Source organism: Streptomyces sp. NRRL S-337, assembly GCF_000720175.1.
Lineage (GTDB): Bacteria > Actinomycetota > Actinomycetes > Streptomycetales > Streptomycetaceae > Streptomyces > Streptomyces siderophoricus.
Window position 1 is genome coordinate 334873 of the sequence record NZ_JOIX01000001.1, and the last position, 20329, is coordinate 355201.

The window sequence follows — 20329 nt, forward strand, 5'->3', positions numbered from 1 at the left end:
TCCCGTCCGTGTGAAGCAGCTGGCTCTGCGACGTTCGTATGTCAAGTGTGATGAGCTATGAATTCACACGACATGAGCGCTCCGCGCGTGACTCCCGGTACGGACGACACCAAGGCATCGAGCGAGGCGCAGCCCTCACGGCGCGCCGTGGTGACGGCAACCGGGGCCTCGGCCCTCGCTGCCGGACTCACCGCCGCCTCCATCACGCCCGCGACCGCGCTGAGCCCCGCCACCGCTCCCGCGGCGGCGCCGGCCGCAGTGCCGCCCGGCGTCGATCCCAAGGCGTTCACCACCGTCGCCCGCGCCATCGCCGTCTATGACGAGCATGACAAGTCCCTGGTCCCGACCTACCTGAAGGCCATCGACAACGGCCTTCCCGCCAGCCGAGCGAAGGCGACAAAGCGGGTCCTGATCGTCGGGGCCGGCCCGGCCGGCCTGCTCGCTGCCAACCTGCTCCACCGGGCAGGCCACGACGTCGTGGTGATCGAGGCCAACGGCAACCGCGTCGGCGGCCGCATCAAGACGTTCCGCAAAGGCGGTCACGAAAACGGAGAACAGCCCTTCGCCGACCCCAAGCAGTACGCCGAAGCCGGTGCCATGCGACTGCCCGGCAGCCATCCCCTCCTCATGGCACTGATCAAGAAGTTCGGCCTCACGCTCCAGGAGTTCTACCTGGTGGATGTGGATGTCGACGACCCGACGAAGCAGGCCAACCGCGCCTGGATCCACGTCAATGGCGTCCGCATGCGCCGGGCCGACTACGAGAAGCACCCTGAAAAGATCAATGACACCTTCGGTGTCACGGGCCCCAACCGCACGAAGACCGCATCGGCCATCCTCGCGCAGGCCCTCGAACCTGCACACCGGCTCATCCGAGGAAAGGAAGGAACCGCCCTCGTCAACGGGTGGGCCGAGGTCCTCAAGAAGTTCGGCCATTGGTCCATGTACCGGTACCTCACCGAAGTCGCCAAGCTCGATACCAGGACCATCGACCTCATCGGCACCGTCCAGAACCTGACCTCACGGCTGCATCTCTCCTTCACGCACAGCTTCCTGTCCAGCGCCCTGATCGACCCCAAGACCAAGTTCTGGGAGATCAAGGGCGGCACCGCGCTGCTCGCCGACGCGTTGTACAAGCCGGTCAAGGGGAAGGTGAGCCTCGACAGGCGCGCCGTACGTATCGAGCGGCACGCCGGCAAGGTCAGGGTGCACACCGTTTCCGAGGACTGCCAGACCGGCAAGGGCGGTGTCACGGAGGTCTTCGAGGGCGATGAGGCCATCATCACCGTGCCCTTCTCCGGACTGCGCCACGTGACCTTCGACCCTCCGCTCACCTACGGCAAGCGCCGGGCCATCACGGAACTGCACTACGACGCCGCGACCAAGGTGCTGCTGGAATTCTCGCAGCGCTGGTGGGAGTTCACCGAGGCGCAGTGGAAGGCGGCGCTGAACTCCATCGAGGACAACCTCTACGACAAGTACAAGGCAGGCACGGTCAACCACGGCACGTACCTCGGCGCGCACAGGTCCGTGAAGGACCTGGGGGTGACGATCCCCGCCGAACTCAAGAAGTGCTTCGCGGTCTTCCGGCCCGTCACGAACAGCGATCCGGGTGCCGCTCACATCCGTGGCGGCGGGAACGTGAGCGACAACGCCAACCGCTTCATGTACTTCGAGCATGCGCATCCCATGGAAGGCAGCGACGGAGGCATCATGCTCGCCTCCTACAGCTGGTCCGACGACGCCCTCAAGTGGGACGCCTTCGCCGACGACGAGCGGTATCTGCGTGCGCTCGCCGGCGTGCAGGCTGTCTTCGGCCGCCGGTGTGAGGTCTTCTTCACCAACAAGTGCAAGACCCAGTCATGGATGCGCGACCACTACGCCTATGGTGAGGCCTCCGTGCTCTTCCCCGGCCAGCACGCAGAGCTGTTCCCCGACGTCCCCACATCCGAGGGGCCGCTGCATTTCGCGGGGGACCACACCTCCATCAAGCCCGCCTGGATCGAAGGCGCGCTTGAGTCTGCCGTCCGGACGGCACTGACGGTCCACACGAGCTGACAGGAGGCACGACGACCCCGTCCGGCGCTCCCGCCCCCGGGACGCCGGACCGGTTCTCCTGAGCGGTCGTCCTCTCCTGAGCGGTCGTCCTCTCCTACGCGGTCGCCCCGGCGCTAGGAGCCGCTGGCCTCCGGCCCGTGGAGGGTGATCGCGCCGGAGGGGCAGACACCGGCGGCCATCTGTGCGGCCGCGCGATGGGCGGTGGGCGGCTCGGCGTGCAGCAGGAGCACGCGGCCGTCGTCGGCATCCTGGTCGAAGACCGCGGGGGCGGTCAGAGCGCACATTCCGGCACTGATGCAGCGCTCACGGTCGACGCGCAGGCGCGGCGTCCTCATGACGTCACCTGGTCCCAGGTGACCGGGAGGCTCTTGACCCCGTAGATGTCCGCGGTCTCCGGGCGCAGGAGAACGTCTTCGGCCGGTACGGCCAGGCGCAGCGTGGGGAAGCGGTCGACCAGCGCGCGGAACGCGACCCGCATCTCGACGCGGGCCAACTGCTGACCCAGGCACTGGTGGATACCGTGACTGAAGGCCAGGTGCCCGTCGTACGGCCGGCGCAGGTCGAGCACATGGGGGTCGGCGAAGCGCTCGGGGTCGCGGTTGGCGGTGTGGTACGACAGGACGACCGTCGTGCCGGCCTCGATGGTCTGGCCGCCCAACTCGACGTCCACCAGCGCCGTCCGCATGAACGTCTTGGCGACGCTCAGATACCGCAGCAGCTCCTCCACGGCGCCGTCGGTGAGCGCGGGATCGGCGCGCAGCGCGGCCAGTTGGGCCGGGTTCTGCAGCAGCGCGAAGGTGCCGAGGGACAGCATGTTCGCGGTGGTGTCGAACCCGGCCGCCAGCAGGATCAGGCTGATCCCTTTCAGCTCCTCATCGGTCAGATCGCTGTCGGTGAGTTCACTGAGCACGTCGTCGGTGGGGTTCGCGCGCTTGGCGGCCACCAGCTCCGCGAGGTACTCCTGGGTCGCGGTGTAGGCCGCTATCAGCTCCTCGTCGCTCGTCTCCCCACCCATGAACGTGTCGATCTGCTCCTGGAAGGAGCCCCGGTCCTCGTACGGCACCCCCAGCAGCTCGCAGATCACGATGGTGGGGATGGGCTTGGCGAACGAGGTCACCAGGTCTGCCGGCGGCCCGGCCTTCTCCATGGCGTCCAGGCATTCGGCGGTGATCTGCTCGATGCGCTCGGTGAGCAGTCGCATCCGCCGTACGGTGAACTTGCCCACCAGCGGCTTCCGATAGCGCCCGTGCTGCGGCTCGTCCATGAGCAGGAACTCGCCGGGTGGCGCCGGCGGAACCTCGAAGTCGCCCACGTTCAACAGCTCCTTGCGCGAGCTGAATCGCGAGTCCGCAAGGACCGACCTGACCATGTCGTACCCGGTGATCAGCCAGCCGGGTTTTCCGCCGAGGTGGGTGTAGCGGCTGATGGGGCCGTGCCGATGGGCTTCGAGCAGCTCTGCCGGCGGGTCGAAGGGGCAGCCTGGCTGACGCGCCGTCGGCTGTGCCATGACGGTGTGGACGGATTCACTCATGACCATTCCTCAGCTCGCGATATGACGTGTTTGACGCACCCCGAAAGCTACGTTGCGTTCAGAACCTCGTCAATCGACGAAAAGGCGTTTCCGCAGGTACAGGCCGGAAAATTGATGCAATGACGCTGAGATCGAATGCAACGCGGCGTTGCAATGGATGGCGTTGAAGGCAATACTGACGGCATGCCAGGAGGACGGTTGACCCAGCAGGACCGCCAGTGCATCGCGGCCGGCCTCGCCGACGGGCTCTCGTACGCTGAGATCGCCAGGCGACTGGACCGGTCGACCTCGACGATCAGCCGGGAGGTGGGACGCAACGGCGGGCCCGGCGGCTACCGGCCCCAGCAGGCCCACCAGGCGACGGCCCAGCGGGCCCGGCGTGGCATACCGGCACCCCCACGCGAGGCCGGACCGCAGGCCGGCGCGGTGGAAGAGGAGATCATCGAGCTGGCGGTCAGGTCCGGGATGCCGAGGATGACGGCGCGCGTGCACGTCGACCTGATGCTGTCCGAGGACGGCAGGCGCACCGCGGCCGAGCTGACCCGCAGGCTGCAGGTCAGCCCGGCCTCCGTCTCCGTGGCCGTGAACGTCCTGGTCCAGAACGGGTATGTCCGACGCGAGCGCGATCCGCAGCGGCGTCGCGACATCTACGTGGTCGACGACGAAGCCTGGTACCACTCGGTCGTCATCAGCGCGCAGCAGACGCTCGAGGCGGCACAGGCCGCGCTAGCGGGGGCGGAGACGGTCGGACTCGACGGGCCCGTGGGGCAGCGGCTCGCCAGGGCAGGTGCGTTCCTGGAGCGGGTCACCCGGGACCTGACGGAGTCGGCCGACCGCTGGCGCACCCTTTTGGCGTGATGGGGGTCGTGGCCCTTCCCTCTTGGAGCCGGCGCACGATCTCAGTGCCGTCCAGGGCGTTTTGGAAGAAGACCGCGTTGGTGTGCATGGGCTGACGTGGGTCGTTGACCGGGGGCGGGTGTGGGTGTCTGCCTCGCACGGCTATGAATTGGCACTGGGCGGAAGGCACACCCGCTTGCCGTATATGCCCCGCCGCCCGGTGACATAGGTGCCTCCGGGCCGCTGGCTGACACCGAGGCGTTTGAGCACGTGTCTGAATCGCAGGCACCGAGAGCGTGGCGTCTGTCCATGGTGCGCAGGACGAGCCGCTCCTACCTTCGGCATACGCGAGATCCAGCGCTGGTGATGCCGGCATTCCTCGCCGTACCGGCCCTGGCCGGTCCGGTCTGGAGTGCCGCGCCACCATTCGAGGGGAGTAGACCCGTGAACGCTGACGGCAGGCCGCCCGTCCCGCCGCCCACCGGCATCATCCACTCCGGACCGGCCGTGCGCGGCAGGTCCGCCGACAGGAGCCAACTCAGGTGTCACTGCGGCCGGTTGCTCACCAGCTGTCAAGGCTGCCAGTCCCCCCGCTGCCTCGACTGCGACCCCTATCGATCCGATGACTGTGCCTTCGATCTCTGAGCGAGCCCTCGACGGCGTCTCCACCGAGGAGCCCGACGCAGTGCCTCATTCCTCAGGTGGTCCACGACTGGAAAACCAGGCACGGGCGCGGCACTTCGTGGTGATCGGCAGCGATGAGGCGCGCAGGGTCTGCGGCTTCCTGCAGTCGGCCGGGCATACGGTGCGCCATCTGGCACAGCCCACGGACGAGGATCTGCGCCGGGCGCTGGACCAGGAGGCGACGGGAATCGAGGTGGCGGGGGTCGCGATCCTTTCGACGACGACGTCGAGTCCCTGCGCTACGCGCTCGCGGTCGAGCACATCTGCCCAGGCGTCCTGCTGGTGGTGACCGTCTTCGACCGGACGGTCGCCGAGCAACTCGTACGCGTGGTTCCGAACTGCCAGGTCACCTCGCCGGCCGAGGTCGCCGCCCCAGCCCTGTTGGCCGCCTGTCTCCAACCCGACCTGCTGGCCCTCAACCGCACGCCCTCGGGCCACATAGGCGCCCGTTGGGAAAGCGACGGCGTGCGCCTCGAAACGTACCGGCCACCGCGTTCCCTGAGGTACCGGGCCTGGCTGGGGAAGCTCAGAGGACAGCTACGGCCCCACGACGGCAGCTCCCGCATCATGCTGACCGGTCTCACCGGACTTCTCGCCGTGCTGCTCGCGGACTGGAGCTGGGCCGTGACGCTCAACCACCGTCCACCGGTGGAAGCCTTCTTCGAGGCGGTACGCACCGTCTCCGCCGTCGGCCCGGCGTCCGCCCACGGGTCGAGCGCCTACCTCCTGTTCGCCGCACTCGCGATGCTCATCACCATCGTCTTCACGGCCGTCTTCACCGCCGGCATGGTCGACCGCCTCCTTGGCCCCCGCTCGATCGGCATGGTGGGCCCCCGAGCGCTGCCGCGTGCGGGCCACGTGGTGGTCGTCGGGCTCGGGCAGGTGGGACTGCGGCTGTGCACCCGGTTGCAGGCCCTCGGCATCGGCGTGATCGCGGTCGAACGCGACCCGGCCGCCCCCAACCTCCGGCTGGCCAAGGCCCTCGGCGTTCCCGTCGTCATCGCCGACGCCACCGACAGGTTCGTGCTGCGCAAGCTCAGCCTCCACACCGCTCAGACCCTCGCCGCCGTCGCCTCGGACGACCTGGACAACATCGCGGTCGCCGTCGCCGCACGGGCAGTCGCGCCCGATCTGCGCGTGGTCATCCGGGCAGGTGACCATGAGGCCATCGCCGAGACCCAGTCCCTGTTCCGGATCGGCATCGTCCACGACCTGGGCAGTCTGAGCGCCGCGTACACGACCGCGAGCCTGACCGGGCTACGGCCACGCGGAGTGATCGCCCACGGTAGACGGCTGTGGGTCGAGCACGGCAGCGGAAGCTTCACGCCGTGGCCACACGCGCTCCGGTGCGACCACCCACAGGACGGTGTCTGAACGGTGGGATCCGCCTCGCGAACCCACCAACCCGGTGCACCGCTCACCTGCCGACGGGGGCCATTCAAGTTGCCCCCGACCCGGCCTCCGCCCCCGACCGCTGTCCCCGTCCTCGGACGCGCCGACGACTTCACCGTCACCCAAAAGCTCCCAGTCGGTGCACGGGCTGGCCCCGGGGGCCGGTAGACGTCGGTCGGTATGTACCACGGTTCGGTATGTACGACGGTTCGGCATCTACCACGGTTCGGACGAGCATCAATAGTGTGGGCAGCGAAGGCAGGGCCCCCTGACCGGCACTCGTGAGGCCCCGGAGGAGGACCGGTGACGGCGCCGACCACAGAGTGCGCACCGCGGCGGCAGATGTGGCCGCTGTACGCAGCCGGATTCACCACCGCGTTCGGTGCCCACGGCATCGCAGCCAACCTCGGCGGTCTCTCGCCGGACGCGGTGACCTCGGTCATGGTCCTGGGCGGGCTGCTGGCCCTCTACGACGGGGCGGAGGTACTGCTCAAGCCGCTGTTCGGCACCCTGGCGGACCGGATCGGCGCCCGCCCCGTGCTGCTCGGCGGACTGGCCGCCTTCGCCGCGGCGTCGGCCCTCTACGTGCTCGCGGACAGTCCAGGCTGGCTGTGGGCAGCCCGCCTCGGCCAGGGCGCGGCCGCCTCCGCCTTCTCACCTTCGGCCTCCGCGCTGGTCGCCCGCTTGAATCCGGCGGCCAGGCACGGTCGGGCGTTCGGCAGCTACGGCTTTTACAAGAGCATCGGCTACACCTTGGGCCCGCTGCTCGGCGGCGTCCTGATGTGGGTCGGCGGGCTGCGCCTGCTCTTCGCCGTGCTGGCAGTGCTGGGTGCGGCTGTCGCGGTCTGGTCTGTGCTCGCCGTGCCGCACGTACGACCGTTGCCGCGGGCCCGGCAGACGGTGGTGGATGTGGCCCGGCGGCTGGCCGACCCGGCCTTCTGGCGCCCCACCGCAGCTCTCGCCGGTGCGAGTGCCGCGCTGTCGGTCGGCGTGGGCTTCCTGCCGGTCTCCGGGCGGGCCGCGGGTCTGGGCGCTGTTGCGACCGGTGCCGCCGTATCGGTCCTCGCCGCCTGCGCCGCGATCGTCCAGCCACGCGCGGGGCGGGCCCTGGACGCCGGGCTCCTCACCGCGCCCGCCGGCATCAGCGTCGGCCTGCTGACCACGGCCGCCGGTTTGGCCTGCGCCGTGCTGCCCGGACTGACCGGTGTCCTGCTCGCTGCCGTATTGATCGGTATCGGCACGGGGCTGATCACACCGCTCGGCTTCGCCGCCCTGGCGGCCTCCACCCCTCAGGCGAGGCTCGGCCAGACCATGGGCGCCGCCGAACTGGGGCGCGAACTCGGTGATGCGGGCGGCCCGCTGCTCGTCGCCGGCGCCGCCACTTTGGCCACCCTCGCCCACGGCTACGTGGTCCTTGCCGTGCTCCTCGCGACGGGCCCGGTCATCGTGCTCACCCACCGCCGCCCACGCGGCAGCCGTACCCGCGAGTGACGCCGCAGGGGGTCTTGACCCTCTCCGCCCAGCCGCGTTGGCGGTACGGAAGTTCAGCAACAGCCGGCCGTGCGTGCACCGGCTGCCCGACGAGAACCACCCCGCCTTCCGGTCGGTCGCGCACCACTGTCACCCCGATCCCGACCACCTTCCGGTTCCACTGGGGCAGACAGACAAGTTCGGCACGCTCACGGCGCTGCGGCTCGATGCCGTGGGAGACGGTGCCCTGCACTCTCGGAAGTGGCGAAAGACGGTGCCCGGCGCTTTTGTGAGGGGCGGAGGACCCGGTATCGCGCGATCACGGCCAGGGTGGCCACCCCCCACAGGAGTCACCCTGGCCGGGATCGCATACGCGCGCGATCACGCGCCCGTATGCAGTTCTGCGCCGCAGGATGCTCCCGCGTTACTCGACCAGGCCATACGTCCGACATGCGCGGCTATATGTACTCATTCAGCCCTGCCTGCCGTGTGGGTGTGACAACTGATCAACCGGTGACGCAGAAGGAGTAGCCGACTGGTCATCGGCACACGCGGATCCGACGGTTCCCCCCGTGCCAGCGGATCCGCCCTCATGGCGCGGGCGGCGCTGCCTTCCCCCGGCGGCCCCGCCCGCGTCAGACTTCACCCCACGCCAGGCCGCTCTTCCGCGTGCGAGCAGGATGTGGGACCGAATCGGCTGCTCTGGCCGATGCTGCTCTGGCGCGTACTCCGAGCCCCCGTGCTGCTCCGACGCACGAAGAGCGGTCCGTACGAATACCTCGCACGGACCGCTCGCGGCCGGATGGTGTCGGTCAGCGGTCGCTGGTCACGGTGACCGGGGCGTCGTTCTTCAGCTCGTCCACGAGCTGCTTGACCTTCGGCCTGTCCCACTGGAGGTTGCCGCCGACGCTGCCGGAGACCGGCATGTTCATGGACTTGCCCTCGCCGCTGTTGACGTCCTTCATGGCGAAGAACATCTCGGCGAGCAGGTAGGGGTTCATGTCCTTGTCGACGACGAGGGTGTCGAGGCCCGCGCTCATGACCGGATAGAGGGTGAACGGGTTGAGGAGGGTGCCGGGCGTGGCCACCTGGCTCGCGAGCGTCGAGAGGAACTTCTGCTGGTTCTTGGTACGGTCCAGGTCGCTGCCGGCGAAGGCGTGCCGGGTACGGACGTACGCGAGTGCCTGGGTGCCGTTGAGGGTCTGCTGGCCTGCCTTGAAATCGGCGCCGGACCACTTGTCTGTGAAGCCCTTGTCGAGGTCCATCTCGACTCCGCCCATGGCGTCGACGAGGTCGGCAAAACCGGTGAAGCCGATCTCGGCGTAGTGGTCGATGTGCAGCCCGGTGTTGTACTCGACCGTGCGGACCAGCAGTTGCGGACCGTCGAAGGCGTAGGAGGCATTGAGCTTGTTCGGGCCCATGGCGGGCCTGATCCTGCCGGACTCGGAACCGCGGAACTCCGGGATCGTGACGTTCGAGTCGCGCGGCAGGGAGATCAGCGTCGGGCCGTGGGAACCGATGTGCAGGATCATCATCGAGTCGGTCCGCTGCCCCGCCTCCGCACTGCCGCCGGTGTGCAGGCTCTTGCGCTGGGCCGCCGACATGCCCTTGCGGCTGTCGGAGCCGACGATCAGGTAGTTGGTGCCCTCGCCCGCGGCCGGTCGGTCGATGACCTTGCTGAGATCGACCTCCTTGCGCAGCTTGGAGTCCGCCCAGAAATACGTGCCGGCCGCCACCACGAGCAGGATGACGAGGACGGATATCAGAATCCGCTTGGCCTTGCCGCGCCTACGTGGGGCCGGTTCGACGTCATACGGGCCGCCGTTTTCGGAACGGGGCGGCACCGCGGGCCGCTGGGTGGGTATGAATTGGGCGGAATTCGGGGGACGCGCCGCATGTGCGGGCTCATACGGTTCCTGGAAGTCGGCATACCTGCCACGGGGCCTCTGATGCATGCTCAGCAGTGTGCATTCTCCCGTCTCCTCGAACATAACTCAGGAGCGACTCAGGGAAGACTGTTTCCGACCTGATGCACAGCGACAGAGGGAGTCGGCTGCAATGTCCTGCCAAATGCGCAAGGGAGCGACTGAACAGGCAGTCATGGCCGATTACGAGAATTCGGGCAAGTCGAACCCGGTGTCCTCGCTCCTCATCTCAACGCATCACTGGGCCCGCTCAATACCTTCACTGCACGACTACAGAACGGGTATGCGGCATCGCCCGGCAGCCGGAACACGTATCACGATTTCCGGGAATGGCCCACGTGGGGAGAAGAGGCACCGGCTTGGCGGGGCGTCCGCCTCGACGCTCAGGGGACACGGTCGTCCACGTCCCCTGAGCTCGGCGGAAGCGCGGCAGTCAGAGGCGTCGCAGCCAGGCGGCTGTGCCATGGCCGACCGCGAGGTAAATCAGCGCGGGGAGGGCGTAGTTGAAGAACACCCGCAGCCCTTCCGTCTTCATGATGAAGATGTCCTGCGACCAGCCGGCGAGCCAGTCGGCCACACCGTGCACGAAACCGACGAAAACATTCACCTGATTCGCTTCGAGCAGGTACAGGAGGATCCACAGCCCGAGAAATCCCGCGGCGACATCCGCGAGACTGTGAATGATCAAGGCGAGCCGATCCGCTCCGACACCTCGCCGGTTTCCTTGCCAACTCCTCCTGGCGTTGGAGGTGGTGTTCGGAACGGAGTGGTACGGGGCGGCCGGGGCGGGGTCGTACGACGCTGCCCCGACGGGATCGTACGGTGAGGGTGAATTGCTGAGGTGCGGGGCCTGCGCCTGCGCCCCGGAAATCGGCAGCGGAGTCGTATCGCCGCCGTCCGGCGGGTTTGATCCGCCGGGGTACGGAGAGTTTGCTCTGGAGCCGTATGGATGATTTTGCGGTATGCCGTCATTGGGGTAAGTCACGGTCCGCGCATTTCCCGTTGAACGATCCCGAAACTCCCTTCACCGCTATTTCACATCGATGTCCGCGGACCGCCACTTCGTCATCGACGAGCCGATGGCGCGCGCAGCCAGCTGGGGCCACCCGCGCCACGCGCAGCAACGGGAAGCGGGGGCCCCGCACACATCAAGGCACCTCACAGTCGATAGCCATCGGCACCACCCACTGCGGCGCGCCGGTCGAAAGTGTCACACCCGACTGCGGCTGGCCCCCACTAGGAACTCACCGAGGACCGCGCCCGCAGCCGGCGAGGCTTCGCCTACCTGCCTGAGTGCTTCGCCCTAGAGGTGCCAGTGTGTGGTCGGTTGATGCCCAATGGGCGTGAGTGGGGCCGCTGTTGTCGGACCGGACACCGAGGCGGGGCGGACGGTGGACCGAGCGCCGAGAAGTGATCGACGTGAACACCGGAACGGCCAAGGCCACGGCCAACCCGGCAAGGCGGCCCTAGACGGGCAGCGTGCTCAAGGCCCGAAGCGAACAGAGACCGCGCCTCGTCTTGGCCGGTTCTTCGATGCGCCGAGGCCCGCACGGCGGCGAACACCTTGGGCGAATGCTCTAGTGGGACTGCTCATGCCGGGTGAACGCGGCGATCAGGTCGTGGACCGTGTGGCCTGTGGGGGTTGTGTTGTTGTCGGAGTCGGAACCGTGGGCCTCGGCACCTTCAAAGAGGGCAGCCTCGGCGCTGCGGGGGAACATGGCCTGTTCGTATGCGGTGAGCGCGGCCTCGGTGTCGTCGGGGTGCGCGGCGAGGGCCTTGCCGAGTTCGGCGCCGTCGAGCATGGCCAGGTTGGCGCCCTCGCCGTTCGGGGCCGAGAGGTGGGCGGCGTCGCCGAGCAGGGTCACTCCCGGCACCCGGTCCCACCGGTGCCCGGTCGGCAGAGCGTAGAGGGGGCGCAAAACCGGCGCGGTGTCGCCGTCGGTGATCAGGGCGGTGAGCTCCGGCGCCCAGCCGTTGAACTCCTGCGCGATCCGCGCGGCGGCCACGGCGGCATCGGTGAAATCGATTGCGGCGAACCAGTCCTGCGGCTCGGTGAGCCCCACGTAGGCATGCAGAGTGTCGTCCTTTTCCCGGTGAGCGAAGATCTCCCTGCCCGGACTGGGCGCGATCATCGACCCGCCGCCGACTGCTTTTGCGGCAGCGGGGTGCCGGGTGTCGGCGTTGAACAGGTAGGTCTCGACGACCGACTTGCCGATGTACTCGGGTGTGGCGGTGGAGAGCAGTGGCCGGACCCGTGACCACGCGCCGTCCGCGCCGACCAGCAGGCTGGTGACGAGGGTGCTGCCGTCGGCGAAGGTCACCTCATGGCGACCTCCGCCGAGGCTGCGGGTGCTGCTGACCTTGTGTCCCCACCGCACGGTGTCGGCCGGGAGTGAGTCGAGCAGGATCTGTCGCAGCTCACCGCGTTGCACCTCGGGGCGTCCCCCCGCGCCGTCGTCGGCCTTGTCGAACAGCACGGTCCCGTCCGGGTCGAGGACCCGCATTGCCTGGCGGCCCTCCAGGATGATGCCTCGAAACTCGTCCATCAAGTCTGCTGCTTCGAGGGCGAGTTGACCGTTGTAGTCGTGGATGTCGAGCATCCCACCCTGCGCACGCGCAGTGGGGGAGGGCTCCGCCTCGTAGACCGTGGCCGGTATTCCGCGGACGTGCAGGACGCGGGCGAGCGTGAGGCCGCCGAGCCCGGCGCCGATGATGGTGATGTCAGTGGTCATGGGACTTCCTTGCTGGCCGTGGACCGTTGGGCGGACACCCGGCAGGCAGGCCATGCCGGGAGCGTCGTTCCAGTGAGTCGGGACGATGCGATGCTGGTGGCCGGTGCCGCTGAGGCGGACGCCAACCAGTTCCAATGTCCCGGCAGCCGATGACAGATCACCGACAGACCACCGACCACCGCCGACATCCGCCGACAACCACCCGATACCGGACCCGGACCCGACACCAGACCCGGACCTGACACCGGGCCCGGGTCCGGTCCACTGGGGGCTCAGGTATGCGACTGTCACCAGTGCTCCGAGGTGGGTCCAGTCAGCCGGGTGGTGAGGTGATCGCCAGTGGTCTCCTCAGGTCGTCCGGAGGAGCCTTGCCTGGCACGTGACCAACTGTGCCGCTTCCGACGCCTGGTCCTCAGCCGGGTTGCTTGGCCATGACGACCACACCCGGACCGGTGTGCTCATCCGCAGGGAGGCGAAGTTCGGCGACCGGGCGCAGTCCGGCCTGCTCGATCAGGGCCACGAGTTGTTCCGGCCGCCATTTGTGTGTCGTCCAACGAACGGGCACACCTCCGTAGGCCTCGGTGCGTACGAAGTCCTCGTCGCCGACGTGTGTGGCGGTGATGAAGTGTCCGCCTGGCTTCAACGCACGCGCGAACATGGCGAGAACCTGAGGAAGGACGTCGCGTGGGAGGTTGAACAGTGACCACCACCCGAGCACGCCGCCGAGGGACGCTTCACCAAGGTCGAGGTCGGTGGCAGAGGCGACGCTGAAGCGGCATTGCGGATGAAGACGTCGCGCGTTCTCGATCATGCGGGGAGAGAGATCAACCCCGGACACGTCGAGTCCGCGTTCTGCAAGGTAGGCGGTCACCGTTCCGGGTCCGCAGCCGACGTCGAGGACAGGCCCGAGATCGCTCACGGTGTCAGCGAAGGCATCGATCGATGCCTTGAGCCATGGATGGCAGCGGATGTCGCCGACTCCCGTCGTCACCACCATGTGGGCGTAGTTGTCGGCCACGCGGTCATAGGACTCACGTACCACGTCGAGATCGGCTGGGCGGTCAACGGGGTTGTCGATTGGGCTGTCCATTGGGCGGTCAGTATGGTGTGCGCGCATCAGCCAACGATAGGACTGCGCAACGCCATGGGGACTGGTAGGGGCGGGGTCGGAATACGCCAGAAACCTGCCGTGGTGACCGGTAAGCAGTGGTGAGCTGGTGACTGAGCTTGGTGAGTGGGGCGCCGGCGTGCTGGCCGCGACGGCATGCTGCCGTGATGTCCCACAGCGGAGCCGGTGGCCGTCGACCGGCCTGGGGCGCGGCCCGGAATCGCGGTTGCCGACCGGATCACTCCGTTACGGGCAGGCACTCGGCGAGCAGGTCGACGACGTCGTGCCAGGCTCGCTGCGCGTGCCGTGCGTGGTAGCCGACGCCGGGGCGCACGGTGTGGTCGACCGGCGGGTGGTGGAAGGCGTGCAAGGCGCCGCCGTAGACCACGAGGCGCCAGTCGACGCCTGCGGCCTGCATCTCGGCGGTGAACGCGTCCCGTTGCGCGGGCGGCATGATCGGGTCTTCCGACCCGACCCCGGCCCACACCGGGCAGCGAATGTGCGCCGCCTCGCCCGGTCGGCCCGTGGTCAGTGCGTTGACTGTCGCGATCGCCCGCAGGTCGACGCCGTCGCGTCCGAGTTCCAGCCCGATTGCGCCCCCCGTGCCGTAGCCGATGGCGGCGATCCGGTCGGGGTCGGTCCGCCGTTCGGCGCGCAACACGTCGAGCGCCGCGTGGCCGATACCCCGCATCCGGTCGGGGTCGGCGAGCAGCGGGGTCGTGTGCGCCAGCATCTCCTCCGGGTCGGTGAACCAGCGCCCGCCGTTGATGTCGAAGGCCAGCGCCACGTACCCCAGCTCAGCCAAGGCGTCGGCCCGACGGCGTTGGAAGTCGTTCAGCCCCGGCCCCTCGGGCCCGACCAGGACCGCGGGCCGGCGGTCGACACCGGCCGGGAGCGCGAGGTGTCCGATCATCGTCAAGCCGTCGGCCGGGTACTCGACCGTGCGTGTGGTAATCGTCGTCATGAGACGGACGGTAGTGATCGTCGAGCCCGGTCGGGCCGGTGTTCACCGCCGGCAGAACAGCGCGGTGTGCCTCTGAGATGCGGAGAAGGCTCACCTACAACGCGGCAATGGCTCACCGGCAATGCGGCAAAGGCTCACCTGCAATGCGGCGATGGCTCACGGCTCCGTCACGAAGTCGTCGCGCTTACCAGCGCCTGGCTGGCCGCCACCGGATGGAGGCAGGTGTGATCCTGCAGTTGCTCGGCGGAGGCGGGCTCACCGGTGCTGCCACGGTGGCCGGGCTACGGTGGGCGCGCCGCAGCCTGCTGGCCCTGCCCACGGCTTGACGCATGCCATGGGTCACCCTGAGAAGGCTCTTCCCGAAACCGGCAACTGGCCCCTGAACCTGTTGGCAGCCTGGCGTCGAGAGCAGCGTAAGGCGGCAGGGCCGACGTCCGCCGAGCTCGCGGCCAGGGCCGCGTCGGACGGATGCCGGCCAGCAGCCACCACGCTGCGGGGCCCGGCGGCCCGGGCATGATCCGCCGGACAGCGCACCTAGCGGCGCAGCGCTTCCGCGCCTGCGTACTGGGCGCTGTCGCCCAACTGCTCCTCGATGCGGATAAGTTGGTTGTACTTGGCGGTGCGGTCAGAGCGGGACAGTGATCCGGTCTTGATCTGGCCGCAGCCCGTGGCCACCGCCAGGTCTGCGATCGTGCTGTCCTCCGTCTCTCCCGAGCGGTGCGACATGACGACGGTGTAGCCCGCCCGGTGGGCGGCGTTGACGGTGGCCAGCGACTCCGACAGGGTGCCGATCTGATTGACCTTCACCAGGACCGAGTTGGCGACGCCGGAGCCGATGCCCTCGCGCAGGAGGGTCTCGTTGGTGCAGAACACGTCGTCACCGGTGAGCTGGCAGCGGGCACCGACCCGTGCGGTCAGGTCCTGCCACCCCGTCAGGTCGTCCTCGGCCATCGGGTCCTCGATCGACACGATGGGATAGGCGTCGATCAACTTGACCAGGTAGTCGGCGTGTTCGGCGGGGGTGCGCCGCACTCCTTCCCCGGTGTAGTCGTAGACGCCTTCGCGGAAGAACTCGGACGACGCCGGGTCCATGACCAGTCCGATGTCCGTGCCCGGCCGGTAGCCCGTGCGCTCGACGGCGGTCACCACGAAGTCGAGGGCCTCCTCGGCGGTGCGCAGGGCGGGTGCAAAGCCGCCCTCGTCGCCCACGCCCGTGGAGTGCCCGGCGGCGAGGAGGTCACGGCGCAGGGTGTGGAAGATCTCGGACCCCATCCGCACGGCCTCGGCGAAGGTCTCCGCGCCGATCGGGGCGATCATGAACTCCTGGAAGTCCAGGGGATTGTCGGCGTGCGCGCCCCCGTTGACGATGTTCATCATCGGTACGGGCAGCAGCCGGGCGTCGGAGCCGCCGAGGTAGCGGTAGAGCGGCAGGCGGTGGGCGGCGGCCGCGGCCTTGGCGGTGGCCAGGGAGACCCCGAGGATCGCGTTGGCGCCGAGCCTGGACTTGGTCGGGGTGCCGTCCGTGGCGACGAGGGCGGCGTCGAGGCCGGCCTGGTCCTCGGCCTCGCGACCGGTGACGGCGGCTGCGAGCTCCGTGTTGACGTGGCGTACCGCTTGGTCGACGCCCTTGCCGTGCCAGCGGGTCGGGTCGCCGTCGCGGAGTTCGACGGCCTCGCGGGCGCCGGTCGAAGCGCCGGAGGGGACTGCGGCCCGGCCGATGGATCCGTCCGCCAGCTCCACGTCCACTTCGACGGTGGGGTTGCCCCTGCTGTCGAGGACGCGCCGGCCGGTGACGGAGGTGATGACGGTCATGGGAGTCCTTCCCGTTGTCGCATGCGTGCCGGGATCCGGCTGCGGCGACGGTGGCGCTGGACCCGGCGCAGGAGACTCTACAGCAATGCTGTTCAGTTGAGCTGTTTAGTTTTGCTGTTCAGTACTGCTGTTCAGTCATCCTGCGCAGTTCTGCTGTGCAGCTGTGCTGCGTTAAAATTCGGTATGCCCCTTCCGGAATCCGCCGCCGTCGCGGCCGAACTGCGCACCGCGATGGGAAAGCTCACGCGGCGCGTGAAGCTCGAGGACCAGATGCCGCACGGTCAGGTGGCCGTCCTCGGTGCGCTGGACCGCAGCGGCGCGATGACGACCAGCGAACTGGCGGCCGATCAGCGGGTGCGCCCGCAGTCCATGGCCCGAGCCGTTGGACTGCTCATGGAGCAGGGGCTGATCACGCGCCGGGCGCATCCGACCGACGGCCGCAAGAGCCTGGTCGAGCTCTCCTCTGCGGGGCAGGCGCTGCTGGAGGAGGAGCGGGGGCGCAGGGCGGATTGGCTCGCACGGGCGATTGAGGCGGAATTGACGGGGGAGGAGCGGGAGTTGCTGGCGCGGGGGATCGGGCTGGTGGAGCGGCTCGCGGCGCACTAGGTGTGTGCCGTCCCGGGACGTGGGTGACAGGCGACATGCCAGGCGACATGCCAGGCGACATGCCCTGACTGGTCCTTGACCGAGGTGAGGGCTGAGGGCCTTCTGGTTCCGGTGTGGATTGCGAAATCCGCCTTGGTGTCCAGGAGGCCCACGTGAGGGGCCGTAACGCCCCGCTGACACCGACCGGCAGGCTGCCTGTCCCCACGGCTTCGGAGCGGCCCCGCGCCATCGGCCCGAAGCATTCAGCTCGTCTCGGGGCCCTCGCCGCCGCCCGGCCCGGGACGACGAGGAGCGGCCAGCAGCGACGGCAGCTCGACGATCTGCCCCGGCAACTCCTCACACCCGTGTTAGTCGGGCGTTAGCGGAGCGGCAGCCTCGCGATAGTGGCCCCGATCAGAGTGGGTGACGTACCGAGGAGACAACGACACCGACTGCCCGGGGGATCCGAAATGAGCTCCACCACCACTGTCCGCACCGCTCGTCGCCGCACCCTGCGCATTGCCGCCGCGGCCCTGACCGCGGCCGCCGGCCTCACCCTGACCGCCTGCTCCGGCTCGGACGCCGACGGCACGAAGGCCGCGAGCCACTCGGGAACGGGCACGGCCGCCGCCGAGTCCAGCGGCGCGGGCTCCGCCGCCGGAGCGCAGGGTTCCGAGGCCCAGGAGGGCCCCGGCGCCAAGGTCGACGGCAAGGCGGGCGCCGCGGCGGGCAAGCAGTCGGGCAAGCAGCCGGGCAGCGCGCACGCCTCCGGCGGCGGCGGGGCAGCGGGCTCGGGCGTTCAGCGCTGCCACACCTCCGGCCTCAAGGCGGTCTTCGCAACGGGCGAGGACGCGACCCCGGACCCGAACGCGGGCGGCGCGACGACCACCAGCATCGTGCTGACCAACAAGGGGAGCCGCACCTGTGTGATCGGCGGCTTCGCGGGCGTGGACCTCAAGTCCGAGAACGGCGGGCAGATTTGGTCGTTGGCCCGTTCCTCGGCCAAGCACGGCTCGATCAACCTCAAGCCCGGAGACAGCACCGACTTCACGATCAACCTCGGCATGGCCGGCAAGAACGAGGAGCACTCCTGGATGCCCGCCTTCGCGGCCGTCACCCCGCCGAACGAGACCACCTCGCTGACCCTGAAGTGGCCCTGGGGCCCGCTCGTCGACCAGACCGGCGCCACCCACCCGGCCACCTTCGTCAACCCCATCGGCTGACCGCCCTCGTCGCTGCCCTGCCTGGGCGTTCGGACAGGGCAGCGGAGGGGGCGATCCCTCTGTGCTCAGGGTTGGGCCCGGTCACCGATGTGCCGTGCGATGCCCCCGGTTCCGAAGCGGAACCGGGGGCATCGTCATGGGCCAAGCAGTGCTTTCGCGACACCCCTAGGGAGACATGCCTGGGGGACACGCATAGGGGACACGTCTAGGGGGACACGCCTAAGGGGTGAGGATCTCCCCGTGGGCGCTGGCCGGCAGCAGGTCGGGCGACCCGGCGAAGGTGGCGTCGTATCCGCCGTGGGCGAGGATGAGCGGGAAGGTGATCGTCTCGTCCAGTCGGGCCGTTCCCTGGGCGTCGGTGTAGGCGGTGCCCAGGACGTGGGTGCCGGTGCTGAAGGTGATGGGCTGACCGGCGACCGGCAGGCCGGTGAACAGATCCGTCAGCGTGGCCGACAGGACCGGGTAGTACACGTGCGGCGGGAACAACTTCGCCAGCGCCGGCGTGGCGGTCAGCGAGGTCTCGTTCTGGAGGTAGGTGAAGCCGCCTACCAGGCTGGCGCTGCCGCCGGGGGTGGTGACGGTGACCGTCGCAGGGCCGGCAGTTCCCGGCGGGGTGGTGGCCGTGATCTGCGTGCCGGTGGGGTCGACACTGACGTCGGTGGCGGGGTTACCGCCGATGGTGACCGTGGCGCCGGTCAGGTTGGTGCCGGTGATCGTCACCACGGTGCCGCCGGAGGTGGGTCCCTGGGCGGGGCTGATACCGCTCAGCGTGGGCGGGAACTGGATGACGCTGACGTCGGCCGACGCGATGTTGGCGACGTAGACCTTGCCGTTGACGGCAACCACCGTGGTGATGGGCTGGCTACCGACGGGGATGGGGGCGCCCACGACGGCGTTGGTGTTGGTGTCGATCACCGTCACGGTGTTCGCCCCGCGGTTGGCCGTGAAGGCGCGACCGTCGGCGCCGATCGAGATTCCCCACGGGTTGAGGCCGACGGGGATGCTGGGCACGATGACGGTGTTGGTGTTGGTGTCGATCACCGTCACGTTGTTGGACCCGATGTTGGCGACGTAGGCGTTGCCGTTGGGGGCGATGGCGATGAAGTTCGGGCTGGCGCCCACGGGGATCGGGGCGCCCACGACGGTGTTGGTGGCGGTATTGATCACCGTGACGTTGTTCGAGATCCGGTTGGCGACGTAGGCGTTGCCGTTGGGGGCGACGGCGATGCCGACGGGGAAGCTGCCGGTGGGGATGGGGGCGCCCGTGACGGCGTTGGTGTTGGTGTCGATCAACGACACGGTGTTCGCCGTGGCTTGGGTGACGTAGACGTTGCCGCTGGGGACGACCGCCGCCACGGCCGGGCCGCCGCTGAGCGGGATCGGCGCGCCTACGGGGGAGTTGGTGGCGGTGTTGAGCACCGACACGGTGTTCGAGACGTTGTTGGGGATGTAGGCGTTGCCGTTGGGGGCGACCGCCAGCCAGACCGGGACGGTGCCTCCTTCGGGGATGCTCGGGATGGCAACGGTGTCGGTGGTGGTGTCGATCAGCGTCACGTTGTTCGAGCCGCTGTTGGTGACGTAGAGGTCGCCGCTGGGGATGAATGCCAGCCCGACAGGGTTGGTGCCGACGGGGATCGTCGGATCCACGGGGGCTGCCGCCGCGGCCTGGCCGATGGGTGCGCCAGGGCGGGCGGGGGAAGCGAGCTGGAGCAGCTCGTGTGTGAGTGTCGATACGTCCGTACTCATTGCGGACCCCTTCGGAAGGGGCCACCCTCGGTCTGCCGAGCTGCCGGGTGGCACTCGTGCAGAACCGCAGATCCCGCTTCGGGGCACGGCAAGAGGGGAACGCGGGCTGGGCGGAACGGCGCAGGCTGCTCACCCCGAGGTGGGATGGGCAGCCCGTCGGTTCGAATCACGGCATACATTCCCGCGTCACAGGGCGACGAAACAGCCTCAAGGGACTTATGGGGCGCGGCGCTTGCGTCATCGCACCGGACGGCGCCGAGGC

At 68.9% G+C, this 20329-nt stretch carries 16 protein-coding genes; 7 read left to right on the forward strand and 9 right to left on the reverse strand.

Features of this window, described 5'->3' with window-relative positions; all coding sequences use genetic code 11:
- The first annotated feature begins 72 nt into the window (after positions 1-72).
- Positions 73-2058: a flavin monoamine oxidase family protein gene (locus tag IG62_RS0101495; protein WP_234326142.1), complete on the forward strand. Its 1986-nt coding sequence runs from the start codon at positions 73-75 to the stop codon at positions 2056-2058.
- Between the two features lie 113 nt (positions 2059-2171).
- Here IG62_RS0101495 and IG62_RS0101500 read toward each other — a convergent pair whose 3' ends face one another.
- Positions 2172-2393 carry a ferredoxin gene (locus IG62_RS0101500; protein ID WP_030796541.1) on the reverse strand — a complete coding sequence of 74 codons (222 nt, stop codon included), beginning with the start codon at positions 2391-2393 and terminating at the stop codon, positions 2172-2174.
- A complete protein-coding gene (locus IG62_RS0101505; protein ID WP_030796546.1) occupies positions 2390-3589 on the reverse strand; it encodes a cytochrome P450 in 1200 nt (399 codons plus the stop codon). Before IG62_RS0101505 ends, IG62_RS0101500 begins: the two co-directional genes overlap by 4 nt.
- Positions 3590-3772: 183 nt before the next feature.
- Between IG62_RS0101505 and IG62_RS0101510 the strand changes: the two genes are divergently transcribed.
- From IG62_RS0101510 to IG62_RS0101520, 4 genes are all read left to right on the forward strand, one after another.
- Positions 3773-4447 carry a MarR family transcriptional regulator gene (locus IG62_RS0101510; protein ID WP_030796547.1) on the forward strand — a complete coding sequence of 225 codons (675 nt, stop codon included), beginning with the start codon at positions 3773-3775 and terminating at the stop codon, positions 4445-4447.
- A gap of 664 nt (positions 4448-5111) precedes the next feature.
- Complete coding sequence (locus IG62_RS48180; RefSeq protein WP_234326144.1) at positions 5112-5399, forward strand: hypothetical protein; 288 nt, start codon at positions 5112-5114, stop codon at positions 5397-5399.
- Positions 5396-6484: an NAD-binding protein gene (locus IG62_RS41185; protein ID WP_234326145.1), complete on the forward strand. Its 1089-nt coding sequence runs from the start codon at positions 5396-5398 to the stop codon at positions 6482-6484. Before IG62_RS48180 ends, IG62_RS41185 begins: the two co-directional genes overlap by 4 nt.
- A gap of 360 nt (positions 6485-6844) precedes the next feature.
- Entirely contained in the window at positions 6845-7993 is a 1149-nt protein-coding gene (locus tag IG62_RS0101520) for an MFS transporter (RefSeq protein ID WP_030796548.1), read from the forward strand.
- A gap of 791 nt (positions 7994-8784) precedes the next feature.
- On the opposite strand, the gene IG62_RS0101525 is transcribed toward IG62_RS0101520, so the two are convergent.
- The 6 genes from IG62_RS0101525 to eno all read right to left on the reverse strand — a co-directional run bounded on the left by IG62_RS0101525 (position 8785) and on the right by eno (position 16513).
- Positions 8785-9927, reverse strand: a complete 1143-nt coding sequence (locus IG62_RS0101525) for an LCP family protein (protein ID WP_078871757.1) — start codon at positions 9925-9927, stop codon at positions 8785-8787.
- Positions 9928-10330: 403 nt separating this feature from the next.
- A complete protein-coding gene (locus IG62_RS48185) occupies positions 10331-10768 on the reverse strand; it encodes a hypothetical protein (protein ID WP_234326179.1) in 438 nt (145 codons plus the stop codon).
- A 706-nt stretch (positions 10769-11474) separates the two neighbouring features.
- Positions 11475-12629, reverse strand: a complete 1155-nt coding sequence (locus tag IG62_RS0101535; RefSeq protein WP_030796553.1) for an FAD-dependent oxidoreductase — start codon at positions 12627-12629, stop codon at positions 11475-11477.
- Between the two features lie 412 nt (positions 12630-13041).
- Positions 13042-13719 carry a class I SAM-dependent methyltransferase gene (locus IG62_RS0101540; protein ID WP_030796555.1) on the reverse strand — a complete coding sequence of 226 codons (678 nt, stop codon included), beginning with the start codon at positions 13717-13719 and terminating at the stop codon, positions 13042-13044.
- A 256-nt stretch (positions 13720-13975) separates the two neighbouring features.
- Positions 13976-14701 carry a dienelactone hydrolase family protein gene (locus IG62_RS0101545; RefSeq protein ID WP_030796557.1) on the reverse strand — a complete coding sequence of 242 codons (726 nt, stop codon included), beginning with the start codon at positions 14699-14701 and terminating at the stop codon, positions 13976-13978.
- Positions 14702-15235: 534 nt separating this feature from the next.
- Entirely contained in the window at positions 15236-16513 is a 1278-nt protein-coding gene (eno, locus tag IG62_RS0101555; protein WP_030796559.1) for a phosphopyruvate hydratase, read from the reverse strand.
- Between the two features lie 183 nt (positions 16514-16696).
- On the opposite strand from eno, the gene IG62_RS0101560 reads away from it, so the two are divergent.
- Together IG62_RS0101560 and IG62_RS0101565 are read left to right on the forward strand one after the other, a co-directional pair.
- Positions 16697-17119, forward strand: a complete 423-nt coding sequence (locus IG62_RS0101560) for a MarR family winged helix-turn-helix transcriptional regulator (RefSeq protein WP_030796561.1) — start codon at positions 16697-16699, stop codon at positions 17117-17119.
- A gap of 449 nt (positions 17120-17568) precedes the next feature.
- Positions 17569-18321: a DUF4232 domain-containing protein gene (locus tag IG62_RS0101565; RefSeq protein WP_030796563.1), complete on the forward strand. Its 753-nt coding sequence runs from the start codon at positions 17569-17571 to the stop codon at positions 18319-18321.
- A 219-nt stretch (positions 18322-18540) separates the two neighbouring features.
- On the opposite strand, the gene IG62_RS0101570 is transcribed toward IG62_RS0101565, so the two are convergent.
- Complete coding sequence (locus IG62_RS0101570) at positions 18541-20067, reverse strand: YncE family protein (protein WP_030796566.1); 1527 nt, start codon at positions 20065-20067, stop codon at positions 18541-18543.
- Between the last annotated feature and the right edge of the window lie 262 nt (positions 20068-20329).

Bases quoted from the DNA above. Each gene is read 5' to 3' on its own strand.
- IG62_RS0101565 (WP_030796563.1), top strand. From the start codon at position 17,569: ATGAGCTCCACCACCACTGTCCGCACCGCTCGTCGCCGCACCCTGCGC.
- IG62_RS0101525 (WP_078871757.1), bottom strand. From the start codon at position 9,927: ATGCATCAGAGGCCCCGTGGCAGGTATGCCGACTTCCAGGAACCGTAT.
- IG62_RS0101540 (WP_030796555.1), bottom strand. From the start codon at position 13,719: ATGGACAGCCCAATCGACAACCCCGTTGACCGCCCAGCCGATCTCGAC.
- IG62_RS0101510 (WP_030796547.1), top strand. From the start codon at position 3,773: ATGCCAGGAGGACGGTTGACCCAGCAGGACCGCCAGTGCATCGCGGCC.
- IG62_RS0101495 (WP_234326142.1), top strand. From the start codon at position 73: ATGAGCGCTCCGCGCGTGACTCCCGGTACGGACGACACCAAGGCATCG.
- IG62_RS0101535 (WP_030796553.1), bottom strand. From the start codon at position 12,629: ATGACCACTGACATCACCATCATCGGCGCCGGGCTCGGCGGCCTCACG.
- IG62_RS0101520 (WP_030796548.1), top strand. From the start codon at position 6,845: ATGTGGCCGCTGTACGCAGCCGGATTCACCACCGCGTTCGGTGCCCAC.
- IG62_RS0101570 (WP_030796566.1), bottom strand. From the start codon at position 20,067: ATGAGTACGGACGTATCGACACTCACACACGAGCTGCTCCAGCTCGCT.
- IG62_RS0101500 (WP_030796541.1), bottom strand. From the start codon at position 2,393: ATGAGGACGCCGCGCCTGCGCGTCGACCGTGAGCGCTGCATCAGTGCC.
- IG62_RS0101545 (WP_030796557.1), bottom strand. From the start codon at position 14,701: ATGACGACGATTACCACACGCACGGTCGAGTACCCGGCCGACGGCTTG.
- IG62_RS0101505 (WP_030796546.1), bottom strand. From the start codon at position 3,589: ATGAGTGAATCCGTCCACACCGTCATGGCACAGCCGACGGCGCGTCAG.
- IG62_RS0101560 (WP_030796561.1), top strand. From the start codon at position 16,697: ATGCCCCTTCCGGAATCCGCCGCCGTCGCGGCCGAACTGCGCACCGCG.
- eno (WP_030796559.1), bottom strand. From the start codon at position 16,513: ATGACCGTCATCACCTCCGTCACCGGCCGGCGCGTCCTCGACAGCAGG.